The organism is Capillibacterium thermochitinicola, from assembly GCF_013664685.1.
Taxonomy (GTDB): Bacteria; Bacillota; UBA4882; order UBA10575; family UBA10575; genus Capillibacterium; species Capillibacterium thermochitinicola.
In genome coordinates this window covers 1-22,540 of record NZ_JAAKDE010000008.1, presented here as the reverse complement: position 1 = coordinate 22,540, position 22,540 = coordinate 1, and the positions used below count along the sequence as shown (strand labels likewise).

18 protein-coding genes are annotated in these 22,540 nt (G+C 51.8%); 4 read left to right on the top strand and 14 right to left on the bottom strand.

Annotation, left to right across the window (positions count from 1 at the left end; translation table 11 throughout):
* Positions 1-3: 3 nt before the first annotated feature.
* From G5B42_RS04255 to G5B42_RS04240, 4 genes are all read right to left on the bottom strand, one after another.
* A complete protein-coding gene (locus G5B42_RS04255) occupies positions 4-1,677 on the bottom strand; it encodes a formate--tetrahydrofolate ligase (protein WP_181339215.1) in 1,674 nt (557 codons plus the stop codon).
* Positions 1,678-1,695: 18 nt separating this feature from the next.
* Complete coding sequence (gene murI / locus G5B42_RS04250; RefSeq protein WP_181339214.1) at positions 1,696-2,505, bottom strand: glutamate racemase; 810 nt, start codon at positions 2,503-2,505, stop codon at positions 1,696-1,698.
* 175 nt (positions 2,506-2,680) lie between these two features.
* Positions 2,681-2,824 (bottom strand): hypothetical protein, encoded by a 144-nt coding sequence (locus tag G5B42_RS04245; RefSeq protein WP_181339213.1) that lies wholly within the window; start codon positions 2,822-2,824, stop codon positions 2,681-2,683.
* Positions 2,825-2,886: 62 nt separating this feature from the next.
* On the bottom strand, positions 2,887-4,209 hold the full coding sequence (locus G5B42_RS04240) for an MFS transporter (RefSeq protein ID WP_181339212.1): 1,323 nt from the start codon (positions 4,207-4,209) through the stop codon (positions 2,887-2,889).
* Positions 4,210-4,415: 206 nt separating this feature from the next.
* Here G5B42_RS04240 and G5B42_RS04235 point away from each other — a divergent pair, with 206 nt between their 5' ends.
* Positions 4,416-6,470 carry a SpoIID/LytB domain-containing protein gene (locus G5B42_RS04235; RefSeq protein ID WP_181339211.1) on the top strand — a complete coding sequence of 685 codons (2,055 nt, stop codon included), beginning with the start codon at positions 4,416-4,418 and terminating at the stop codon, positions 6,468-6,470.
* Between the two features lie 79 nt (positions 6,471-6,549).
* Here G5B42_RS04235 and G5B42_RS04230 read toward each other — a convergent pair whose 3' ends face one another.
* The 7 genes from G5B42_RS04230 to G5B42_RS04200 form a co-directional block, all read right to left on the bottom strand.
* Positions 6,550-9,012 carry a FlgO family outer membrane protein gene (locus G5B42_RS04230; RefSeq protein ID WP_231133230.1) on the bottom strand — a complete coding sequence of 821 codons (2,463 nt, stop codon included), beginning with the start codon at positions 9,010-9,012 and terminating at the stop codon, positions 6,550-6,552.
* 169 nt (positions 9,013-9,181) lie between these two features.
* Positions 9,182-10,243 (bottom strand): tetratricopeptide repeat protein, encoded by a 1,062-nt coding sequence (locus tag G5B42_RS04225; protein ID WP_231133229.1) that lies wholly within the window; start codon positions 10,241-10,243, stop codon positions 9,182-9,184.
* 47 nt (positions 10,244-10,290) lie between these two features.
* Positions 10,291-11,166, bottom strand: coding sequence for an LPP20 family lipoprotein (locus tag G5B42_RS04220; protein ID WP_181339208.1), 876 nt, complete (start codon positions 11,164-11,166; stop codon positions 10,291-10,293).
* Between the two features lies 1 nt (position 11,167).
* Positions 11,168-12,229 carry a hypothetical protein gene (locus tag G5B42_RS04215; protein ID WP_181339207.1) on the bottom strand — a complete coding sequence of 354 codons (1,062 nt, stop codon included), beginning with the start codon at positions 12,227-12,229 and terminating at the stop codon, positions 11,168-11,170.
* Positions 12,230-12,453: 224 nt separating this feature from the next.
* Positions 12,454-12,909, bottom strand: a complete 456-nt coding sequence (locus G5B42_RS04210; RefSeq protein WP_181339206.1) for an Hsp20/alpha crystallin family protein — start codon at positions 12,907-12,909, stop codon at positions 12,454-12,456.
* A 335-nt stretch (positions 12,910-13,244) separates the two neighbouring features.
* Positions 13,245-13,688, bottom strand: coding sequence for a GNAT family N-acetyltransferase (locus G5B42_RS04205; RefSeq protein ID WP_181339205.1), 444 nt, complete (start codon positions 13,686-13,688; stop codon positions 13,245-13,247).
* Positions 13,689-13,786: 98 nt separating this feature from the next.
* Positions 13,787-14,689, bottom strand: a complete 903-nt coding sequence (locus tag G5B42_RS04200) for a putative RNA methyltransferase (protein WP_181339204.1) — start codon at positions 14,687-14,689, stop codon at positions 13,787-13,789.
* Between the two features lie 355 nt (positions 14,690-15,044).
* Here G5B42_RS04200 and polX point away from each other — a divergent pair, with 355 nt between their 5' ends.
* Both polX and G5B42_RS04190 read left to right on the top strand, forming a co-directional pair.
* Entirely contained in the window at positions 15,045-16,784 is a 1,740-nt protein-coding gene (gene polX / locus G5B42_RS04195; protein WP_181339203.1) for a DNA polymerase/3'-5' exonuclease PolX, read from the top strand.
* Positions 16,785-16,885: 101 nt separating this feature from the next.
* Entirely contained in the window at positions 16,886-17,656 is a 771-nt protein-coding gene (locus G5B42_RS04190; protein ID WP_181339202.1) for an alpha/beta hydrolase family protein, read from the top strand.
* On the opposite strand, the gene G5B42_RS04185 is transcribed toward G5B42_RS04190, so the two are convergent.
* The 3 genes from G5B42_RS04185 to G5B42_RS04175 form a co-directional block, all read right to left on the bottom strand.
* Positions 17,653-17,868 carry a hypothetical protein gene (locus tag G5B42_RS04185; RefSeq protein ID WP_181339201.1) on the bottom strand — a complete coding sequence of 72 codons (216 nt, stop codon included), beginning with the start codon at positions 17,866-17,868 and terminating at the stop codon, positions 17,653-17,655. The two genes, G5B42_RS04190 and G5B42_RS04185, sit on opposite strands and share 4 nt — an antisense overlap.
* Positions 17,816-18,274 (bottom strand): LiaF transmembrane domain-containing protein, encoded by a 459-nt coding sequence (locus tag G5B42_RS12330; RefSeq protein ID WP_407926902.1) that lies wholly within the window; start codon positions 18,272-18,274, stop codon positions 17,816-17,818. The genes G5B42_RS04185 and G5B42_RS12330 overlap by 53 nt, the downstream gene beginning before the upstream one ends.
* 187 nt (positions 18,275-18,461) lie before the next feature.
* Positions 18,462-19,976, bottom strand: a complete 1,515-nt coding sequence (locus G5B42_RS04175; protein WP_181339199.1) for an FGGY-family carbohydrate kinase — start codon at positions 19,974-19,976, stop codon at positions 18,462-18,464.
* A gap of 334 nt (positions 19,977-20,310) precedes the next feature.
* On the opposite strand from G5B42_RS04175, the gene G5B42_RS04170 reads away from it, so the two are divergent.
* On the top strand, positions 20,311-22,362 hold the full coding sequence (locus G5B42_RS04170; protein WP_181339198.1) for a methyl-accepting chemotaxis protein: 2,052 nt from the start codon (positions 20,311-20,313) through the stop codon (positions 22,360-22,362).
* Positions 22,363-22,540: the final 178 nt, after the last annotated feature.

The following is a 22,540-nucleotide window of genomic DNA, read 5'->3' as shown; positions in this document are numbered from 1 at the left end:
GACTTAAAAGAGCCCGACAATCCTCCCATCGGGTAGCAGATCAACCTTCTGCGCAGCCGGAGTCTTCGGCAAGCCGGGCATGGTCAGGATGTTACCGGCCAAAACGACGATAAAACCGGCTCCGGTCGAAAGTTTAAGGTCCCGCACCGTCAATTCCCACCCTTGGGGGGCTCCTTTCAGTCTTGGGTTATCGGAAAGAGACATCTGGGTCTTCGCCATACAAACCGGAAGGTGGTCAAAGCCCAGCTCTTTAATCTCCGCCATCGCTTTCCGGGCTTCCGGGGTATAGTTCACTCCGTCGGCCCCGTAAACCTTGGTGGCCAAGAGCTTAATTTTCTCTTCCAGCGGCGTGTCGCTCCCGTAGAGTGGAGCAAAGCGATTTTCCACATTCTCCAACGTAGCCAACACCTGCTGGGCCAGTGCGATTCCACCCGCCCCACCGTGGGCCACCACTTCGGAGACGGCTGCCGGAACCCCTTGCCCGCGGCAGTAATCCAGGACCACCGCCAGTTCCTGCGGATCATCGGTAGGAAACTTATTCAGCGCCACCACTACGGGTAAGCCGAAAACGTCGCGCAGATTGGAAAGGTGTTTCGCCAGATTGCCGACCCCCCGCTCAACGGCGGCCGGATCGGGCACGGTAATCTGTTCCATTGCGACCCCACCGTGGTTTTTCAGGGCCCGCACGGAAGCAACCAGTACCGCCACCGCCGGTTTCAACCCGTACCTTGGGGCCACCAGATCAAAAAATTTCTCCGCCCCCAGGTCGGAAGCGAAACCGCCCTCGGTGACCACATAATCGGCCAGCTTGAGAGCGAGCTTCGTCGCCAGAATACTGTTGTTCCCGTGGGCAATGTTGGCAAAGGGGCCGCCGTGGATAAAAGCCGGTTGTCCTTCCAAGGTCTGGACCAGGTTGGGTTTTATGGCTTCCTTGAGGAGCACCGCCAAGGCACCCACCACGCCCAGATCCCGGACAAAGACCGGTGTCTTTTGGTAGGTATAGGCCACCAGGATCGACCCCAGACGCTGCTTAAGATCGTTTAGATCGGTAGCAAGACAGAGAATCGCCATGATCTCCGAGGCCGCCGTAATTTCGAAGCCGCTTTCCCGCATGACTCCGTTGCTTTTGTCCCCCACACCCACGATAACTTGACGAAGCTGGCGGTCGGAGATGTCCAACACCCGTTTCCATAACACCCGTTTGGGATCGATCCCCAATTCGTTACCGTGGTGAAGATGGTTTTCAATAACCGCGGCCAACAGGTTATGGGCGGCCGTGACTGCATGGAGATCCCCGGTGAAATGCAAGTTAATCTCGTCCATCGGTAAAACCTGCGCATAACCGCCACCGGCGGCGCCACCTTTTACCCCGAACGTCGGGCCGAGGGATGGCTCCCGCAAAGCAACAGCTGCTTTTTTCCCCAGACGCCCCAAGGCTTGGGTCAATCCCACCGCGGTACAGGTTTTCCCCTCCCCGGCCGGCGTCGGGGTGATTGCCGTAACGTAAATCAATTTTCCGTCCGGAATGCTACCTCTTTTCTCAAGTGCCGTCAAAGCCACTTTCGCTTTATAATGACCGTAGGGTTCGTATTCCTCCTCACCCAAACCAAGCTCCGCCGCCACCGTACTAATCCGGCGCATCTTGGCTTGCTGGGCAATCTCAATATCACTTAACATCCTATTCCTCCTCTTTCCTTAAGCTGAATACGGTTCGGGAAGACCGGCGACTCCTTCTCCTTTCCCACCCCAAAGGCGCTCAATTACCGCACCAACCACCAACGGATCCCCGGAGGTATAGAACCATTCTTTTCCCGCCCGTTGGTTTGGCGTGAGGAGATTGTTTTCCGCCAGAACCCGCTTGGTTTGCTTCGCCACCGGTGTTCCGGTGTCAATGACCTGGACCCCGGGAGCCACTAGTTTCTCCACCAGCGGCCGGAGAAAAGGATAATGGGTACAGCCCAAGACCACCACGTCAACCCCCTTCTCCAGGAGCGGCGCCAGGTACTTTTGGAGCAACATTTCCGTACTCGGCGCGCTGACCGCTCCCTTTTCCACCGCTTCCACCAGCCCGGGACAGGCCTGGTTTACCACGGTAACACCACTCCCATATTTCTCGACAAGAAAAGTAAAACGATCACCGGAAAGCGTCAGCCCGGTCGCCAAAACACCAATCTTCTTGTTTTTTGTAAATAAGGCCGCCTGCTTAACCGCCGGTTCCACCCCGACGAAGGGGACCGTAAATTCGGCACGCAGCTGTTGAAGGGCAGCCACCGAAGCAGTATTACAAGCCACAACAATCAATTTGACGCCCTGCGCCAACAGGAACGCGGTGATTTTCCGGGCCCGCTCCTGGATCTGGGCCGGGGTCTTCTCGCCATAAGGGCAAAACTTCGAATCGGCAACGTAGATCAGATCCTCCTGCGGTAACAGCCGTCGCACCTCTTTCATGATGGAAAGCCCGCCCACCCCGGAGTCAAAAAGACCAATCGGATCCTGGGCTGCCAAATCGTCATCACCTTCTTACCGAAATCCTATTTTCCCTCTCCCATTATACCTTAAACCTTAATCTGGTCAAACTACTTTACCATAATGTTCCGCCGCGCCCTCCGGACCGTCTAAGTCAACCGGTTGTTTAAAATTACTCCGGTTTTTACACGAATAAAACCTGCCTTACGCAGGTTTAACGGTGGAGATAGTCCTCTGCTTCCTTTGCCGTGCGCTCATGATGGCATTCGACGCAAACCGCACCTTCATCGTAGAGATAACAATTGGGCGGATTGATCTGTACTTTTTTCCCACAAAAAACACAAACCCAAATATCCATTGCCGGACTCCCCCCAACTTCTTTCCTCTCTAACCATGAGCCCTGAGGAAAAAAGTCAATGATCACATCTTAATTCGCGGCGGAGAAAAGGAATCCTTTCGCCATGGTAAATTTATCTTCGGCAGCACTGTTTTTTTCTCCATAAAAGCATAGAGGAAGAGGGCCGCCACGCAAAGGAGAAGGATGACAAAGGAAAAGATATAGATGTTAACCGGAGCTGCTTCATAGAGTTGTCCCGAATAGAAACCGGCCAGGGCACTCAAGACCGAAGTCAAGGTATTGTTCAAACCGTAAAGCCCCGCCCGTTCTTTCCCCTCAGTGATGTCGGCAAACAGGGTATCAACCAACGGGCGGAACAGTCCGAACCCCAAACTATAACAGATAATGGCGACGACGACCGGCCAGAACCTCCCGGGTGGACTCCAGAGCAAAAAGGCTTGGGAAACAAGTTGAAAAACCAATCCGAGCAGGAGAGGAAAGAGCATATGGTGTAAACGGGGGAGCAAAATAACAAGCACCAGTAACATGGTAACAGCGTTCACCACGCCCAAAAGTGAAACCAAAGCTTCGTTCAGGTCTAATTTCTCCGTCAGGTAAGGAACAAAATACATGCTGTTAATCGTTCCAATAGGTAAATAGACATTAAACAGAATAACCAGCATCATCCCGACCAAAACTGCCGGTCTCTGCTTTAGGTAGCTGAAGGTATTCCCAAACAAATTCAACCGGAACCCGATAAACTGTTTTTTCTCTTGGGCCGCACGTAAAATCTCCTGTCCGATCCGGGTTTCCACATAATAGTAGTTCCGCCCGAAGAACATTACCGTCATGCTGATGGTCGCCAAAAGCAAGAGAATCCGTTCCGCCGGGATAATCCCCAGCCGGTCGACGAGCACGCCGGCCAAAGGAACAAAGGTGCCGGAAAGGATACCGATAATGTTGCTTATGGTAAAGGCCGCCTTCCGTTCTTCATCATTGGCGTCTTCAACCATCATCAGCGTGGAAGAAACATTGACAATACGCGCCACATTGTTAAAGACCGAAGCTAAAACAAAATGCCAAAATTGGGTGGCAAAAAAGTAAATCATGAGGGAGAAGGGCCAAGCAATCAGATCAAAGATCAAAGTAGTGCGCTTTCGCCCCAAAAAATCCGTAATCGCACCGCTGAACACGGAAAAGAAGGCGCCGGAAACAAAACCGATGGCGATCAGGTAACCAATCTGCTGATCAGTAACTCCCCGCGCCTTCATGTAAAGGCTCAAATAAAAGTTGAACAAGGCAAAGGGAACATTCCATAAAGGAAGAAATATAACGGTAACACGTGCGTTCCCCTTTAAAATCAGAAAGGAATCTACCAGCGCCCGATAAAAAGGTCTTTTCCCCATCACGCGACCACCCTTAAACCTTCGCTCATGATCTTTTCGGACACTTGGTTACTTACATGACAAATACCCTCTTTGAGCAGTCCGTTTTCTGTTTTTACCAACTGGAACCCGGTCTCCTTTCATTGACTTTCAAGGTGTTAAGAAATAAAATAAAACCATCAAGTCCATACAATATTAGCTGATTTTGGTAAAGAAAGGAAGGAAAAATGCAACGCTTAACTTCCACCCGTTTTTATGGCGTCTTACTGTTGCTGGTAATCGTCGCCGTCATTACTTTAATCGTAGCCGCGTATGAAGACGCGACCCCCACGACAATGGACCGGTATCAGAAGGCACTTGATCTTTACTACCAAGGTGAATTTTACCAAAGCCTTGACCTAATGGCAACAGTCGTTCGGGCCAATCCGGCGGATGAAGGAATCCGTTTTGACTTAACCTATCTCCTGCGGGAGGCCGGCCGGTTCGACGAAGCCATCAGCCACCTCACCCATCTGGTAAACACCAACCCAAACCAAACGGCGTACTGGAATGCGTTGCTGGCTACCACCTATCTGGCCGGGAACTATTACCAGGTATTGGCGATCAAACCGCCGGAAGCTTCGGCCGAATCCGCCTTCTGGAAAGGGTTGGCCGCCTATGAACTTGGTGTTTATGTTCTGGCTAAGGACCATTTGCAACAAGTCATAACGCTTTCGCCCTTTCACCCATTGGCCTACTACTTTTTGGGCATGATTAACTTGGCGGAGGAAGATTTCGCCAAGGCCAAGACCAACTTGACACAAGCCTTAACCCAAGACCCCAACCTCTTTGTGGCCCTCTATGAGCTGGCCCGCGCCGATTTGGGGTTGGGCAATTACAAAGCAGCATACAACCGTTTGAAACAAGCGGAAAGGGTGGCGCCGGGGAATCCCCAAATCCAAGCGGAGTTGCAAAATCTGGTGGCCGCCCATCCGCAGCTGGTGGTTGAAGAGGAAAAGGAAGCCGCCACTCACCGGAAAACCGCCGCCGCCCCCCGCGCCGTGCCCTTGGCGGGAGATCCAACCGGCATGACCACCGTCCGGATCGGCCTGGCCGAACAAGTGCATACCCTTTGGGCAAAAACCGGCGGCCCCTTCCGTCTGACCGCCGCCTCCGGTACCGAAATGCTCACCGGCGCCCCCCAGACCATTTTAAGGTTTTCCTTTAGCCCGCAAGGCCGGATTCAGGTCTATAATGACCGGGATCACCTTCTCCTTGAAAGCGCGGAGCCGGTTAACCTTTCCTACACTGACCCTGGTGCCACCACGCTTCTGTTTCAGATGGAATATGGGCGCGGTTACTTCTGGGCGGGCGAAGCAACCCGGGCGTACCGCGGAACAATTCAACTCCTCCCCTTCTCGGCGGGGATGACCATCGTCAACCAGCTTACCATGGAGGAATATCTGTATGCCGTCGTTCCTTCCGAGATGCCTTCCTCCTGGCCCGCGGCAGCCCTGCAAGCTCAAGCGATTGCCGCCCGAACTTACGCCTACGCCAACCTTGGCCGTTACAAGCAACGCGGTTTTGACCTGTTAGGCTCCGTGGCTTCCCAAGCCTACAACGGCGTGACCAGCGAAAACGCCGCGGTACGGCAGGCAGTAGACGCCACCCGGGGGCAGATCTTGACTTTTAACAACAAACCGATCTCGGCTTTTTACTCCGCTAACTCCGGCGGGTATTCGGCCGTGCCGCCGGTCACTTGGAATTTTTACCCGCCCTACTTACAGGCCGTACCGGACAAGCTGGTGGAAGCCCACAATGGGCTCCTCTCGCCGGCCAAGTTGGCCGACTGGGTGGCGACCCGGATTCCTTCCTATTCGTCCAACCCGAAATATAGCGCCCGGAGCGCTTACCGGTGGCGGGTGATCGTTCCCCGCAGCGAAATTGAACATCGCCTGCAGAAGAGGGCCAAGATCGGCCAGATCACCGGGATCATCACCGTCGGCCGGGCGGCCTGCGGTCGGGTGGAACATGTGCTGATTTTAGGAACCGAAGGGCAACTCAGGATCAGCGGTGATGCGATCCGATCCAGCTTAGGCGGGCTAAGAAGCAACCTGTTTATCGTCGAGCCAAAATTGGGCCCCGACGGGCTCCCCGCCTTCTTTATCTTCACCGGTGCCGGGTTCGGCCACGGGGTAGGCATGGACCAAAGCGGCGCCGCGGGGATGGCCGCCGACGGCTATTCCGCCCAAGATATCCTTGGCCATTATTATCCCGGAACCACCATCACCAAGCTCTACTGATAACCGTTGATCTTCTGGAATTACAATGCCAAAAGAAAAAGACCCTTCTATGTGAGGGTCTTTTTGGTTTGAGCAATTCCTACCGGACGGGCAAACCAAGATTAACCCCAAACGCTACCGTACTTTCCCCTTCGGGGTAAAAACGGTATTCGGAACCGATCGTGAAACAGAAACGGTTAGCCTCGCCAAAATAAAACCTTAGGCCGGTCTCAAACCCGAAGTAAAAGCCGAGGTCCAGGTAATCACCGGTGCCCTCGTTCATTCCATAGACACCGTATACTCCCCCACCCAGTAAAACATACCAACCAAGAAACTCCGTCGGCGGAAAAATATCGCCTTCCCACGCCAATTCCCCGCCGGCTTCAGCCCGCCAGAGCTCCGAAGAAACCCCCAACCGCAGCTTTAATCCGGTAAAGGAAGTGAAAGGATGGCCCTCTTCCGAACCGATCTTCAGCATAAAATAGGGCTCTTCGACCGTGGAATCCATGGTGACCGCCAGTCCGTACATGGACCGGTGTTGTTTGGAGAGGCGTTGATACAGGGTGTTGCACTGTCGATACCAGTAGTAGCGTTCGGAAACATTCGCCTCGGCCCCGCGCCGGAGCGCCTGTTCCAGATAAAACATGGCGGTCTTCCGCTCTCCCTTTTGGTGGTATACCCGCCCGAAAGCATAGTAAATCCAACCGTCCCCCGTGGGGTCTTCCTTTAACGCCTCCGCTTGTTGTAAGAGCGCCAAAGCCTCCGCGGTCCGTTCGGTACCGAGCTCCGTCAAACAGTATCCTTTCACGGCGTAGCCGGTGGCATATTCGGGAAGGAGTTCAATACTGGCTTCGGCCAAGACCAGATAATAGCTGATATTACCGCCCCGCAAGCGGAACTGGTTAAAAAGCTGGTCATAGCTTTCCGCCAAGCGCTGGCGGCCGTCGGCCACCCATTCCGGTGCCAATCCCGCCTCTTCGGCTTTGCGCAATGCTTTCCCCAGCGCGTCAACGGCGGGACCATGCCGCCCGTTACGCTGGTATGCCCAACCCAACAGGTATTCCGTCCACCCCGGTTCCACCGGTGCTTCTTCCAGAGCTACTGCCTTTTCCAAAACTTCAAGGGCCCGCCGGGGCGCTTTTTCCGTCATTAGATAAGAGTACCCTAAAACTACATAAGCGTAAGCATAATCCGGAACGAAGGTAATAACCCCTTCCAGAAAATCGATGGCCTCGTCATACTCCCCGTTCACCAGGAAGGTTTCGATCTTCCCTTCGTAACAATAGCGCAAAAGGCGAAGACAATCGGTTTTCCAATCGGGAGAGGAAAGCACCGCAGACTGTTGTGCGCTGGCCACTGCCCGTTCTAAAGCTTCCTGCGCTTTATCTTTGTCCCCCGTTTCCCAATAGGCCCAACCCAGCAGATAATTAGTCCAGCCATCCCCATACGGTCGTTCGGCCAAGGCCAATGCGGCTAAAAGAGAGTTCAACGCCTCCGCGGCCCGTACCGGTTTGCTTTTCAGAAGGGAATAACCCTTGGCCGTATAGGCAAAAGCGGGGTTAAATTTGTCAATCACTTGCTGACTAAGATTTATAGCCCGGGTATAGTCCTGTTCCGCCCAGCACGCCTCGATCTCCTCCCGGTACAATTCCAGGCACATCCGGACCGCCTGGTTGAACCAATCCTCCGGTGACCGTCTGATGCCGACGGCTTGGTGGCGCAGGGCCGCCTTCTCCAGCGCCGAGCGGGCTTCGAGCCGACGCCCCCGGTTGGCATAGATCCGGCCCAATAAATAATGGGCAAAACCGTCACCCCATGGATCCTCGGCTAAAGCCACCGCCTTTTCTAAAGCAAGAAGCGCTTGTTCCTCGTTGGCCGGTTTGATCCGCAGATAAGTATAGCCCAGCGCGGCATGGGCAAAGGCAAAAGCGGGAAACTTGGCCAGCGCTTCCTGGCAAAGGGAATGGGCTTTCAGGTACTCGCCGCTACTCAACGCCTGTTCGATGCGGTCTTTATAGGTCTGCTCCTCGCGCCCCGCAAAACCTCCCCCCAGGTTATCGCCGCTGTCCACCGGTGCGGAGTGTCCCCCAAGCCCCTCCCCCGGTCGTCCCGGCAGGGTGGCCCCGGGGTCGGAAAAGATACCGCCACCGGGCGGAACCATAGTCTGCAGCAGCTGCATAACCCCCTCGTCCTTCGACAACTCGATCGAAGCAGCCGCCACAATCTTCCCGGTTGATGTGGTAATCACGCGGGCGTTCACCCGGACAGTCGTCGCCAACTGGGAAAGGGTTCCGGAGACCACCGCCGAAACACCAAGGAGCTTCCCTAGTTCCTGCGCCGAGGATGAATCGACGAAACCGGCCGCGCTTAATTTTAGCTCATCAAGGACTTTATTGAGCAGCTGGCGCTCGATGACCTCAAAACGCCGGGTTAAAAACAAGCGCGTCGTTAATTCTTCGGCAACAAACCGCCCCAACCCGGTTACATTTCCCCCCAGATCGGGAAAGTCCAGGACGGCAATGCGCATCTTCTCCGTCCCCCCCCGGCGAACCGGTGTTTTCATCCATGAGTTCAACAATACGGGCCGCCAGCAGATCAAGGCTCCGGTCTAGGTCAGCCTGGGCCAAGCATGGAAAGTTGTTAAGCAACAAAAAGGTGAACGACACGACAATAACGAGAAAATATCGGCTTACTCTTTTCATCGAAAGCATCCTTTACTCTAGTTCAAATTCTTAGTTAAGTCGTTTGGCAAGTTCGGTAGCGAGTTTTGGTAACTCGTCCCGCCAGTTCGCCGCCGTGGCGCCCCGGGCAAAAGTATAGGTGAAAGGTTTGACTTCCTTATTAACACGGCCGGTGGGAATCTGAAGCCTTTTCGCGGAGACTTCAATGCGGACCCGGTTGCGCACCTCAAAGGAATGAATTGCCCCGATGACCACTTCGTCCACACCGAGGATCCGGCCAAGATCCAGGGCTAATTTTTCGTCCAATTCACCGCCTAAGGCGGCGGCTTGTTCGGTCAGGACCGCTTGCGTCCTGGTGTAATCCAACATCACATATTTACCATTGGCAGCCGCTTGCATTTGCTGTTGTAACTCCCGGGCTAGAAGCTCCTCAACCCCGGCGGTGGATGTATGATTGATAAAGAACAAAACGGTTCTGAGCGGTAGATTCTGGTCCGCGTTGGCCTTCGCCCGGCGGTAATGGTCGGCAAACTCGCTTATTTCCGGGGCCAATAAATAAGCCCGTTCGTACTCCTGTAAGGCTTCCGGCCAGCGGTTAACCGCTTCATAGCTTAAGCCCCGCCGGTAGTGTACCCAGGCCAGTTCCTGGGCTAACTGGTTCAGTTTCTGGCGCGCTTCGGTCGAGGCCGGGATGTACTGTAAAGCTTGGCGGTAGTATGCCTCGGCCGCTTCCAATTTCTTTTCCTTCCAGGCCTCGTCGCCCAAGCGCAAATACATTGTCCCCGCCTTTTCCTTCGCCTCCGCCAGTTTTGCGGCCACATCCTTATAATCCGGGTTCAGTTCCCAAGCTTTGGTATACGCCTGAACTGCGCCCGGCCAGTCGCCGGCCGCCGCCAATTTCTCCCCTTCGTGGTATAGTTTCCCGGCCTTCCCGTTGATAATCGCGGTACGGATCAGACAAACCGCCCCGACCACAACCGCCGTGGCCACGCCAATCTTGATTACCATTTCCCCGGTGTCCGATCGTGTGTTCGCCGCGGCGACCGGGAAAGAATTAAACACCAACAAAAAGACCAGCGTCAGACAGGTTATTTTCATTATCCCTCTCATCATCACCGTTGGTTCCCTTGACGAACCAACTCCCCCCTTCCTCCAGCCCGTTAGTCGATGACAAAAGCCACGGCCCCGTTCTTGATTACCTCGGGATTCAGTCGCCGGAACTGACGCGTCGCTTCCACCCCGAGAACCAAATCGGTCCGTTCACCTTCCGCGGGAACCGCACTGTCCGCCGTTAAGACCAGTGGGTTTGTCCCAAGACGGGGCAGGTTACGGGCTAAATCAACCGAACGGGCGTAAGCCACGATGGTGGTAAAGCCCGGCCGTGCCATGTTGACCATGGTGGCCGCGTAGAGAAGATTCCCTTCGTAGTCAAAAACTTGCGGGTAAAGGGCAGGTTTTATTCCCAAATTACGGGCATCAATGATTACCCCGGTATAAGGCGCAGAAACCCCGGTCGCGGGATACTCATAAAACGCCGGGGAAGAAGGACTGATCCTCTCCGCAATTTCCGGGCGGTTCAGCAAGGAGGTGAGTCCGGCTTGTCCGCCCAAGGGTAACTCAATCGTGAGTTCAATCGTGCCGTCCAATAGTTGGTTGACATTGATGATCCGTGCCCCCTGGACAAAACCTTCAACCACAACCCTGATCTCGTCACTTTGCATCACATAATTTCGAACGTAGGTCTCACTGTTCACCCGGACCCCGTTCAATACTTCCGCCGCATTACGGTAGGCATCGGCCTTTGCCGCCCCCCGGGCCATCAATCGGGCCTGCGGTCCGGAGACTCCCTTTGGTGGAGCCCCATAACCGACCACATAGATCAGGCCGTTACCCCAGTCAATCCGGCCCAGGCCAACCTCTTCAATCATTCCTTCGTCCTGTCCGCGGGCCAGGGAAGTCATAACCAGAAAGAGCAGGCAAAGCAAGGCCAATAAGGAGTATTTTCTCTTACGCGTGGCAACCACCCCCTGTTTCAATTTATGGCTTCCAACCACCGTGAAAGATCAGTTTGATCAAAAATTGAGAAACACCGGTAATCTCTATATCCATCCCCCGCCCACCGGCCAGCTGGTCGGCAAGCTGTGGTGCGGTAAGCGTTGTTTCCACGGACAGCAGCGCCTTGTGCCCGGCATATTCCCGTAATTGCACCGCCTTCACCATCGGGGTCTCCTTTAACTGCTGCTGAAACTGCATTAGCTGTTGATAAGAAACGTTGTCGACAACCACCGTCAGGAGACGTGCTTCGGTGATTATTCCGGCCAGGTCGGTAAGGAGGGCGGGGAGTAAATTCTCGCCGGCGAGACGCATGGCTTTTTCCGCCGCCGCCGCGGCGGTCAGATCTACGGCGGTTTGTTGCCAGTTTTGAACCGCCAAGACTTCGCCGGTACCGGTTTTAACCACTTTCGTCTCCAAAAAAACCCGGCAGGAAACAAAGCCGTGGAAACGACCGAGTATTTCACCGAGGACCATTCCTTGAACCAATAGGTCGTGTTGTGCGCCACCCGCCTGCTGCCCGCCGGCGGTGACCACCTGGTATCCGGCCTGTCTCAGCCCATCGACCAGTTGGGTTTCCAAGCCAGCGGTTGCCAGGTCCCGGTTTATGGCCACCACCGAGACCAGCAAACGGGGGTCCCCCGCCAGCTTCAAATTGAGCCGGAGTTCCTGCAAATCTTCGATCATTCTCCCTCTTTTAATCCCAACCGTAAGCAGAACTTTACAGACATTCTGTTCCACCCAATAATCAATGATCTCATAACTTGATACATAACCGGCGGAGCGGAGGCGGATCGAATCCCTGATTAACTCATAATTCTCCACCTGGGTCTCGCTATAAACCAAAATACCGACCGCCTGTTCTACTGCCTGTTGTAAACCGTTCGCCACCGCGAGCTCACGAGCCTTGGCTATATCACCGGCGTTGAGCAAGGCTTCGCCCACAACCTGAAGCACAATCGTCTCCTCCTCGGCCAGTTCCGAAGCCACCGGAGAAACGGCTAGGAAGAGGAAAAAACAGAGCCAGATGAGGCGGAATTTCTTCATGGGCTAACCTCCAAAAGTGGAATACCAGAGAACACCGTTGCTGTTTATTTAACTAATTCCATTTCACGGAGAATTTTTCCTTTCTTTAAATCATTCTCTTTACCTTTTTTCTCTTTTCAACAGTTCGGAAGCGGTGAAAATCTTTGCAAAAAAGGCCTGAAAACCAAGCCCAATAAATAAAAAAGAAGACCCAAACGGGTCTTCTGCCGAGGGGACGGTAATCCCTATTGCACAGGGTAGTCGTCTCCTTCGATTTTTAGCTTATAACCGCGGTTTTTTGCCGAGTCCGCTTTGGGTACCCGCACTTCCAAGACACCATTCCGGTATTTCGCACTCGCCTGCTCGGCCTTGACTTCCACCGGCAACTGAATGGCCCGGTAGAAAGTGCCGTAGCGACGTTCTGTTAAATGGTACCCCCGTTCCTCCTTAGTTTCGTTCCGTTTCATTTCCCCTTTAAGGATAATCTGGTTATGATCCACGGTGATCTCCAGATCATCCCGGTTCATACCCGGCAGATCCGCTTCGAGAATGATCTCCTGATCGGTCTCCTTTAAATCAACCGAAGGCCCGAAACTGGCTCCGCGGAAAAACTCACCAAAACTGCGCGGAAGTAAATGGTTAAAGAACCGCTCACCCCAAAAATCATTGTTGATCGGACTGAGCCAATTACGACTTTCCAAACCAACACCTCCTTACTTTTGAGATTTAGTTTCCCCGCTTTTTCCACCCATATACTTCTATGCTTCTTCCATTTGCGCTGCTAAAACCGGTTCCCGGGATGGTTTGATTTTATTCCTTCAGCCTTAAAACAAATAAGAAAGAAGAACATAAAATGGTACCAGAGTGAAGATCGGCCGATAGAAAGGAGAATAGTGATGAGCACAACTACTGGATTTCATAATTTCTTCCCATTTTTGATCTTTTTAATCCTCATCCTCCTGGTGTTGGGTTCAGTTTACTATTAATACTACTTAAAAATATAGCCCCCGTCATCCGGGGGCGTTTTTGCATATCCTTACTTAGGCAGCTCTTTTCGAAAAATATATTGGGTCTTGGTTCGCTGGTAGCCAACGGCTTGATAAAATTGGTGGGCTCCCTCGCGCGTGATATTCGAAGCCAAAGTCACTTGGTCACAACCTTGATTTTTTGCCCATTCTTCGACGGCGTCCAAGAGCTTTCGCCCGATCCCCATCCGCCGGTAACTTTGGTCGATAACAAGCCCGGCAATCTCCACGGTCGTGTCTTTGTGCAAGGGGCGGTTTATAAAAGCATGAACCCAACCGGCCACCTTCCCACCGACTTCCGCCACCAAAACCTTATGGCCATCCCGTCGCAAGAGATCAAGCAGACGGGTTTTGATTTGCTCACCCTTCGCTTGATGCCCCAATTGCCAAGCCAGTTCGGTGAGGGATGAACAGTCTTCCAGGACGGCTTCTCTAACCACAGTTTGTTTTTGCATTGTGCTCGCTCCTCTGCCGTATTTTTTCGTCGTCCATTGCCCGCCAACGTCAATGTCTACAATTGTCCCGTTTCCAATTCAAAGTGTCAAGGCGAAAATTACTTCTTGCCTACCAACAGATCAAAAGCTACGGTAATGCTTTTTAGCCCGCTGTTGATGATCGCCCTGATCTTTTCCTGATCCGCATTCCAAGTTAAAGGAGTCATTTTGATCAAGTGTTCCAAGTTTTCCTCTTTAAGCACTACTTTATAATGAATCTGCTGTTCCTTAACGAGTTGAAAACTGTTGGCAAAAAGCTTTTTCACGCTGTCATTTTCGTATAACTCCCGGTCAGTCCCCTTGAAGAGAATTTCCCGGAGTTCAATAAGATAATTGGCGGTAGGCAGGATCTTCAGCAGTACGCCATGGTCCTTTAAAACCCGCTTGAATTCCCCATAATTCGCGGGCGAAAGAATGTTAAGGACAATATCAAACTGTTCGTTTTGGAGCGGTAACTTTGTCAAGTCCGCCACACACCAAATGAGATTAGGGTACGCTTTAGCGGCAGCCCGGATGCCCTCTTTCGAAAGGTCAATCCCCACTCCCCAGAGATCAGCAAACCTCTTTTCCTTTGCCTTTAAATCCTGACATATCCAGGCTAAATGTGAGCCTTCACCACAACCGGCATCCAAAATACTAGCCCTGGACCAATCTTCTTCCTCTCCGATTTCCCAGATCAGTTTACTGATGGCTTTCCGCATCGGATCAAAAAAGCCACTGTCGCTGATCACTTTGCGGGCCGCATACAACTGTTTATCATAACCGCCTTTTTCCTGTTTCAAAAGAAGATTAACATAACCTTGCCTCGCCAGGTCAAAATTGTGTCCTTTGGCACAATACAAACTATTTGACCTGCTCAAGGCAAGTTCTTGCTCACAGCTCGGGCAACGAAAGAGTCTGCTGTTCTTAAGAAGCAATTCTTTCATTAGGTCAATCTTTTTCTTCTCTTTACCAGTAGACATCTTAGTTGCAACCCCCTGCTCTGCTATTTTTCACGTCTTTTTCTTGTCAAAGACATGTCCCTTTTCGTCCGAACAACCTAACGTGCAAGGATAATGATCTAAAATTTCCATAATTTTCGATTAATGTATGTTCTTCGCTAAAAAAGTTTAAACTCCTGTTTTCTTTTGGCGCCGACGGCCTCCGACCATTTTCCCGGCCGCTCCGGGATCGTCTTTGTCCTTAAATCGTAACCATCCTTATGCTTGTGGGCTTTTGGGGTTTAACGCCAATTCCCATTTTAACTGTTCCTCTGGTGAACAGGTCAACAAAACGATATAATTAGGGAAGAAGGCATAAGATACGGGGTGTGACACAATGAGTAATAAACAGGAATTGGCCGCCCTTTTTAACCAGATTGGGACCCTTTTGGAAGTCAGAGGGGAAAATCCGTTCAAAGCAAGGGCCTATTACAAGGCGGCCCAAACCATCGAGAGTTTAGAGACGGATCTGGACGAGTTAATCCGTAATGGTCAATTAAAAGAGGTCCCCGGTTTTGGTCCGGCCATAACCCAAAAGATCCTCGAATGGAAAGAAACCGGGACAATTGGTTATTATGAAGAGCTGAAGAAAACCACCCCTTTGGGCCTGTTGGACCTGTTGCGCGTGCCCGGCCTTGGGCCCAAAAAAATAGCCGTTCTTGCTTCCACCCTGCAGATCACCGACCTGGAAATGCTGGAAGAAGCCTGCCGCGAAAACAAGTTGTTAACGGTTCCCGGGTTTGGCCCGAAAACTCAGGCCAAGATCGCTGCCGGACTGGAGTTTATCCGGGCTCACCAGGGCAGTTTTCTCTGGATGCAAGGGATGGAATGGGCTATAAAATTCCAAAACGCACTGGCCGCCCATCCGGCGGTCAGCCGCGTGGAAATCGCCGGAAGCCTACGCCGCTGTCTCCCGTTAAACAATCGTATTGACCTGGTGGCCGCGTCCACGAGCCCGTCCGAGGTGACGACTTTCTTTACCAGTTCCGAGTTGGAAAACAAACTGGAGTTATACGGTAAAATAGTAATCCAACAAACAGCGGAAGAAAGCACCATTACTTTCCAGCACGACTATAAAGTGCACCTGATCGTCGTTCCCCCGGAGGAGTTTCCATTTGCTCTTTGGTTCCACACCGGCAATGAAGGACATAAGCAGGCCCTGATCCAACGGGCAGCAGAGCTTGGTTATCAACTCCGGCCAGACGGCTTGAAAAAGGAAACAACCCGCGTCGTTTGTCAGAATGAAGCCGAACTCTACCAATACCTCGGCCTCGCCTATATCCCGGCGGAACTCCGGGAAAACTGCGGCGAACTGGAAGCGGCCGCGGCCAACCGCCTGCCGGCGCTGGTCGAACCCGAAGACATCCAAGGCTTGTTTCATGTGCACACCAAGAACAGTGACGGACTAAGTACGTTGCGGGAATTGGTGGAAGGCGCCATCAACCGTGGGTACCATTATCTCGGCATCGCCGACCATAGCCAAAGCGCCTACTATGCCCATGGCCTGACCAAAGAAGCCCTCCGCCGTCAGTGGGAGGAGATCGAACAATTGAACCGGGAGTATCCCCACTTTCGGATCTTCAAAGGAATCGAGTCCGATATTCTGCCCTCAGGAGAGCTGGACTACGATCCAGAAACTTTGGCCCAGTTCGATTTTGTCATCGGATCGATCCATAGCCATTTCCAGATGGGGGAAGCCGAAATGACGGAACGGATCCTAAAAGCAATGGACAATCCCTACCTCACCATGCTTGGCCACCCGTCCGGCCGGATTTTATTGTCCCGCCCCGCCTACCAGGTCAACCTGGAACCGATCATCGAAAAAGCCGCCGAAAAAGGGCTCATCATTGAATTTAACGCCAATCCCTTCCGGATGGATTTAGACTGGCGCTGGTGCCTACGGGCCAAACAACTCGGGGTCCCCATCGCCATCAATCCCGATGCCCACACCGTTGGGGAACTGGACCTTGCCCGCCTCAGCATTCCGGTGGCCCGCAAGGGTTGGTTGGAAAAGAGCGATGTTTTCAACACGAAAACAACCGCCGAGATTGCCGCTTATTTTTCCAAAAAGAGATAAATTTGGAATATATGTCCCCCAATTTTATATAAAAAGTTATATAATATAGCTGAAGATAAAAAGAGTTTAGTTCATTTAAGAAGAAGGAGAGATGAGCAGAGATGCAAAAACCCATTGAATTGGTGGTCAAAGGGAAAACCTTACGGGGTATGTACCACTACCCAGATGGCGACGGTATCTATCCGACCGTTATCCTTTTTCACGGTTTTACCGGAAATAAGCTGGAGCCCCACCGCATCTTTCTCAAACTATCCCGGCGCTTGACCGCCAGCGGACTGGCCGTGATTCGTTTTGACTTTTCCGGCTCCGGCGAAAGTGACGGCGATTTCGAGGAGATGACTTTCAGCAGCGAGGTTTTTGAAGCGCAGGAGATCTTAAAATTCGTCAGTTATTTGCCGACCACCGACGCGGAGCGCATTGGCTTAGTGGGCTTAAGCATGGGGGGCGCGGTTGCTTCGATTATTGCCGGGAATAACCCCTCAACCGTGAAAGCATTGGTCCTCTGGGCCGCCGCCGACATCGATACGATTATGGGAATTTACCGCCAACAAGAAAAAAAAGGTTATTTTCTCCGGAACGAGCATGGACAGATCGACATCGGCGGTTTGTGGCTGAACGAAAATTTCTACGCCGATTTAGGCAAGTGGAACACCTATGAAACACTGCAGGCCTACCAGGGTCCGGCCTTGATCTTACACGGAACCGGGGACGAAGTAGTACCACCAACGACCGCCGAACAATATCAAGCCGCCCTCGGGGGACGGGCGCGCCTGATCTACATCCCGGAAGCCGATCATACCTTCAACCGTCATGCTTGGGAGGAACAAGTGCTAACGGAAACAACCAAATTCTTAACGAATACGCTCTTTTAATCTTTTAGTTCAATTCCACCAAAGACAACCAAGGCATTAATGAGTAATTTGGGCTCGTCAGCCCCCGCTGTTCCTATTTCCTTTTTGCGTTGATCGTCAATTCCGCCGAAAAGCGGAACCCCTCTTATTTCTACACTCCACCCGGCGGGCAGGATTAGTTCAACCCCACCGAACACCGCCTGGACATTCAGAACATTTGTGCCACTCGCCATCTCCGAGCCCCGCAGGTCGAGGGTCACCCCCCCCAAACAATGCCGTCACATTTCCCCCGCGGTAACTGGGCGAGATAATCCGCCGCTCCATACCGCCAAAAATAACCACGTCATCGCTGGTAGTATTGGGTTTTGTCTCCGCCGCCCGCCGACTGGTGCCGCCAAAATTAAACAGCAAGATTACGCCGAACAAAATAAGAAGGAGCGGCCAAAATAAGCGCATTTGGCCATGGTCGATGAGCCCCAGTTTGCGCAATTGCAGAGCGCCACCTACAAAAAGAAGGATCAGGCTGAAAAGGTTGGTAAAACGGGAACTAACCAATTGGTGCAGGCCAATGACCACAAAAAGCAAGGGCCACCAAGTACCAAACGTCAGAACAAAAGAGGCAATCCCAAGGTTGTTCATGAGAAGGAGAAGACCAAAAAAAATCAGTAAAAAGGCTAAAAAAAAGTGGTTTTGGTTTTTGGGCGTACCGTTCATTGCCAAACCTTCTTTCCTGCAATATTATTAAAATTATTCCAGGCGTTTCCTCTTTTTCCTTTCTTCCGCCAACATTATTAACCAGCAACCGTCGCCGCAAAAAAAGTAGCGGCTAATCTTTACCGGCGGTCCGAAAGTACTGGCGAATTGGGTGTTGGAGTTTTAAATAGCCTTCCTCGAAAATCTGACGGTACCGCTCTTTGCTTTCCTCCCAAGGTGCTACCACTTGGCTTTCCGCTTCCAACTCGAGACCGGCCACGGCCTCCTCGGTGTTTTGGAAAAATCCGGCGCCAATGGCGGCCAGTAAAGCCGCCCCCAGTAAAGTGGCTTCCTCGACGGGAGGAATACGGATCGTACAACCGGAAACCGTAGCTTTAATCCGCATCCAAGTATGGTTCCGCGTCCCACCGCCGACTGCCACGAACTGTTCAATCTCATCATCTGTTACCTGCGCGGCAGCCCGGCGGATCGCTTCCATTTCATAAGCCGTCCCTTCCAGGATTGCCTTCAAAAGATCTGCTTTCCCGTGTTCGGCACTCAAGCCAATCAAAGCTCCCCTGACCTTTGGATCGGGCAACGGTGCTCCGCTTCCCGACAAGTAAGGATAATAAATAATCCCGGTGGGCTCCGGGCCCGTCGATGCCAGCAGGGTTTCGATCTCCCCGTAACTCAAAGGTTCATCCCCAAGCTGCCGGCGCAGCCATTCGAGGGAACCGCCGGACGCCGAAAGGCCACCGATCCAGACCATCTTCCCCGGAACGACATGGCAACCAAAGGAGAGGCGGGAATTATATTCTTTCTCCCCCAAAACCCGTTGGTCAAGGGTCCCAATGAGGGATTCCGCCGTCCCAATCGAGTCAAAGACGACCCCCGGTTTGATCGCCCCCACGGCCAAAGCGGCACAAAGGTGGTCATGGCCGGCCACGGCGACTTTAATCCCCGGCGGAAAACCGAGTTCGCCGCGGACTTCACCCAGGGGGGAACCACTCGCTTTCACCGGTGGAAAAAGGTCGGCCTTCAACCCGAAGGCGGCCAACCACTCCTTGTCCCATTCTTTTCGGTCAATCCGGTAGGCATAGGTGCGGGCCGCCAGCGTGTGATCAGTGCCGAACTTGCCGGTGAGACGGAAGGCAAGGTAGTCGGCGGCTGACAACCAGATCCCATCTTCCAACAGCGAGGGTTCCTGCTCTTTAAACCAGAGGATTTTGGCCAAACCATGTTTGAAGCTGGGATATAAACCGATACGCGAAAAGAGGGTGCGTACGTCCCCTTCCTGAGAGATACGTTCGTATTGTTTCATTGTCCGCCGGTCATACCAGGGAACAATCTCTGTTTTTGGTTTTCCCGTCCCTTTATCAACCAACAAACCGGCTTCTGCCATACTGGCAATGCCGATCGCCTGGACTTCTCCTGGTTTCGCCGGAGCAAGGACTTGCTTCAACATCCCGGCGAATTGCTGCCAAAGCTCCTCCGGATCGTAGGACAAACGGCCATCGGCGCTTTGGTGGGTGATCGTTGGCTGCTTTTCCAGGTGAAGCAACCGCCCCTTTGCATCGAAGAGCCCGACTTTACAATGGGTGGTTCCAATATCGATCCCAATCAGCTTCAACTTTTGCTCTTTTTCCATATTAAATTGCCCCCTTGTTCTTTAGCCTGCCGCTTTGCCGGACAAATCACCGTCTTTTTTTGGGGGTTTTTGTCGTATTTTTTCCCCTTGTAAACCCTGTTTTTGAGTGACTACCCTCGCTAATCCGCATCTTCAGTGTTGCATTGGCAAAAGAATTTTTCTTCAATTCGCCCAAACAAGCATTAAGATCTATTGCAATCTACCGATAATAGATGTAGATTTATTTTGACAAGACTAACGAAAAGGTGATGGTTTAAAAATGTTTCCTAGAAAATCCAAACATAACCCAGGCTCAACCTCCGGACAGAACACAACCGCTTTCACTGAATTCTATATGAGAATATTTCGCCGCTTTATCGATTATATGTGGCGTTTTACCATCCGGAACCGTTTGATTGCCTACTTTTTGATCCTCTCAATCCTAACTACTGTTTCGGTCGGTACAGTTTCTTACTTTATTGCCCGCCGTACAGTTACCAACAAAATTATCGAGTATTCGCTACAAAGTCTGGTTCAAGCCGGTACCACCTTGGATTTGCAGCTACAAAAATACGAAGATTTGAGAGTCCTGCTCCAAGTTGATCTTAATCTCCAAAAACGAATCAAAGATTTTTTTGACAACAACTCGACCGAGGCGAGATTATATATCCAAGATCTCTTCAATGATGTGCTTTCGTACGACAATACCGTCAATTATATTCTTTTAAGCGATCTCAACAGCGATTCCCTTGTCGGAATCGGAGTAAGCGACATACGGAGTATGCTTGCCAAAGTTAAAGCATCCCCTTTATACCAGGAAGCGCTGGCCTCCCCCGGTCAACTCTGTTGGGGTGTGGTCGATTCCAACTTAACAATGATCAACATTGTGAAAAGCCTCTCGGAAAACCGGCCACTTGCCGCTTTCGTTGTGATCTATAGCGGGGTTAACATTAGCAAGTTGATTAATAATGATCAGTATGCTGATCTGAACGAAAACCGTCCTTATTCCGTAATCGTGCAACAGAGCGGAGAAATTCTGGCTTCCCCTTATACCGATCAAGTGGGTGTCAACATCATCGATTTGCTGGCTTCGGATAAAATTACTAAAATTATTGAAGACCGCACCAATAAACGGGGATACTTTACCGACCGCTTAAACAAAAAGCCCACCCTGGTGACCTACAATCTAATAGGTTCCAAAGGTTGGTACGTTATTGGGCTCGCCCAACACAATTATCTTTTCCGCGAGCTCTATTACCAGGGATTATTAAACTTAATCATTATTATACTCGTTGCTTTAATCGCCATCTCCTTCTCCTACGGCGTCTCGCTAAGCATCTCCCTTCCCCTGGAAAAAGTGATCGCCGCAATGGAAAAGGCCAAAAACGGTGACCTAACGGCAAAAGTGAATATTGAGACCCAGGACGAACTGCAGGAACTCGGGAACAGCTTTAATATGATGGCGACCCAAATCGGTCAGTTGGTCAAAGATACACAAGAAGCAGTCGATTCCATCTCCAAACACAGTTGGGCGCTGGAATCCAGTTCGATTCAGTCGGCCCAATCAGCTGAATCGGTGGCAAATGCCGCTGCGGAAATTACCAAAGGAACAATCGAGCAAACAAACGAAGCCGAAAAAACCGCCCGCCAAATGACTGTCTTAGCGGAAGAAATTGAAGTGGCCGCCACCAAATTCAAAGACGTTGAGCTTATTTCCAATCATACCAGAGATATTAGTATGCGTTCCAAGTCAATTATGGACGATTTGATCCAGAAGGCGAATGAAACGAACCAGATTACCGCCACCATTAACAATGATATCACCGAACTTAACAAGCGTTCCGAGGAGATTAGGGATGTGACCAACTTAATCTCCGAAATTGCCGAGCAAACAAACCTCCTGGCTTTAAATGCGGCCATTGAAGCTGCCCGCGCCCACGAGTTAGGTTCCGGGTTTGCCGTGGTTGCCGATGAAGTCACAAAACTGGCCCACCGGACCGATACCGCCGCGAAAGTCATCCGGAATCTTTTGAAGGGAATTCAGGACAAAGCGATCAACTCCTCCGCCAATGTGGCGAAGGCCCATGGCATCGTCCTTGAACAGCTTAACGTCGTTTCCCAAACCCAAGCAACCTTTGATGAAATTATTAAAGGGATGGAATTAATCGTCTCGCGCATTGCCGACGTGAATAACCACGTCCGGAGAATTAACGAAGTCAAAGACGAGACCACCCAATCAGTCTTAAATATCAGCGCCATTTCCGAGGAATCGGCCGCCTCCTCCGAACAGGTAGCCGCTTCCATCGAAGAGCAGGCCGCCATCGCCGAACACGTTAAAGAAATGGCCAATGAATTACACGCGATGGCCGATAAATTGGTCCAGGCCATCTCCAAATTCACCATCTAAAACTAATTTGGTGATAACCACCGTTCAGCGAAGAAGCCTCCGGACATCATCCGGAGGCTTTTCATGTTACTCAATTTAACTGTCTTCATTCGATATTTTCTTGATAATACCTTTTTTCTTTTAAAATTTATTTTAATTTAGAACTTACTACAGTAGACGCGAAATACGGTTCATCTCG

What these genes read in the sequence shown, in the direction of transcription:
- G5B42_RS04240 (WP_181339212.1), bottom strand. Translation starts at nt 4,209, where the DNA reads ATGGGGAAAAGACCTTTTTATCGGGCGCTGGTAGATTCCTTTCTGATT.
- G5B42_RS04245 (WP_181339213.1), bottom strand. Translation starts at nt 2,824, where the DNA reads ATGGATATTTGGGTTTGTGTTTTTTGTGGGAAAAAAGTACAGATCAAT.
- G5B42_RS04205 (WP_181339205.1), bottom strand. Translation starts at nt 13,688, where the DNA reads ATGCAAAAACAAACTGTGGTTAGAGAAGCCGTCCTGGAAGACTGTTCA.
- G5B42_RS04235 (WP_181339211.1), top strand. Translation starts at nt 4,416, where the DNA reads ATGCAACGCTTAACTTCCACCCGTTTTTATGGCGTCTTACTGTTGCTG.
- G5B42_RS04255 (WP_181339215.1), bottom strand. Translation starts at nt 1,677, where the DNA reads ATGTTAAGTGATATTGAGATTGCCCAGCAAGCCAAGATGCGCCGGATT.
- G5B42_RS04170 (WP_181339198.1), top strand. Translation starts at nt 20,311, where the DNA reads ATGAGAATATTTCGCCGCTTTATCGATTATATGTGGCGTTTTACCATC.
- G5B42_RS04175 (WP_181339199.1), bottom strand. Translation starts at nt 19,976, where the DNA reads ATGGAAAAAGAGCAAAAGTTGAAGCTGATTGGGATCGATATTGGAACC.
- G5B42_RS04225 (WP_231133229.1), bottom strand. Translation starts at nt 10,243, where the DNA reads ATGATGAGAGGGATAATGAAAATAACCTGTCTGACGCTGGTCTTTTTG.
- G5B42_RS04200 (WP_181339204.1), bottom strand. Translation starts at nt 14,689, where the DNA reads ATGTCTACTGGTAAAGAGAAGAAAAAGATTGACCTAATGAAAGAATTG.
- polX (WP_181339203.1), top strand. Translation starts at nt 15,045, where the DNA reads ATGAGTAATAAACAGGAATTGGCCGCCCTTTTTAACCAGATTGGGACC.
- G5B42_RS04190 (WP_181339202.1), top strand. Translation starts at nt 16,886, where the DNA reads ATGCAAAAACCCATTGAATTGGTGGTCAAAGGGAAAACCTTACGGGGT.
- G5B42_RS04215 (WP_181339207.1), bottom strand. Translation starts at nt 12,229, where the DNA reads ATGAAGAAATTCCGCCTCATCTGGCTCTGTTTTTTCCTCTTCCTAGCC.
- G5B42_RS04185 (WP_181339201.1), bottom strand. Translation starts at nt 17,868, where the DNA reads ATGGCGAGTGGCACAAATGTTCTGAATGTCCAGGCGGTGTTCGGTGGG.
- G5B42_RS12330 (WP_407926902.1), bottom strand. Translation starts at nt 18,274, where the DNA reads ATGAACAACCTTGGGATTGCCTCTTTTGTTCTGACGTTTGGTACTTGG.
- G5B42_RS04230 (WP_231133230.1), bottom strand. Translation starts at nt 9,012, where the DNA reads ATGAAAACACCGGTTCGCCGGGGGGGGACGGAGAAGATGCGCATTGCC.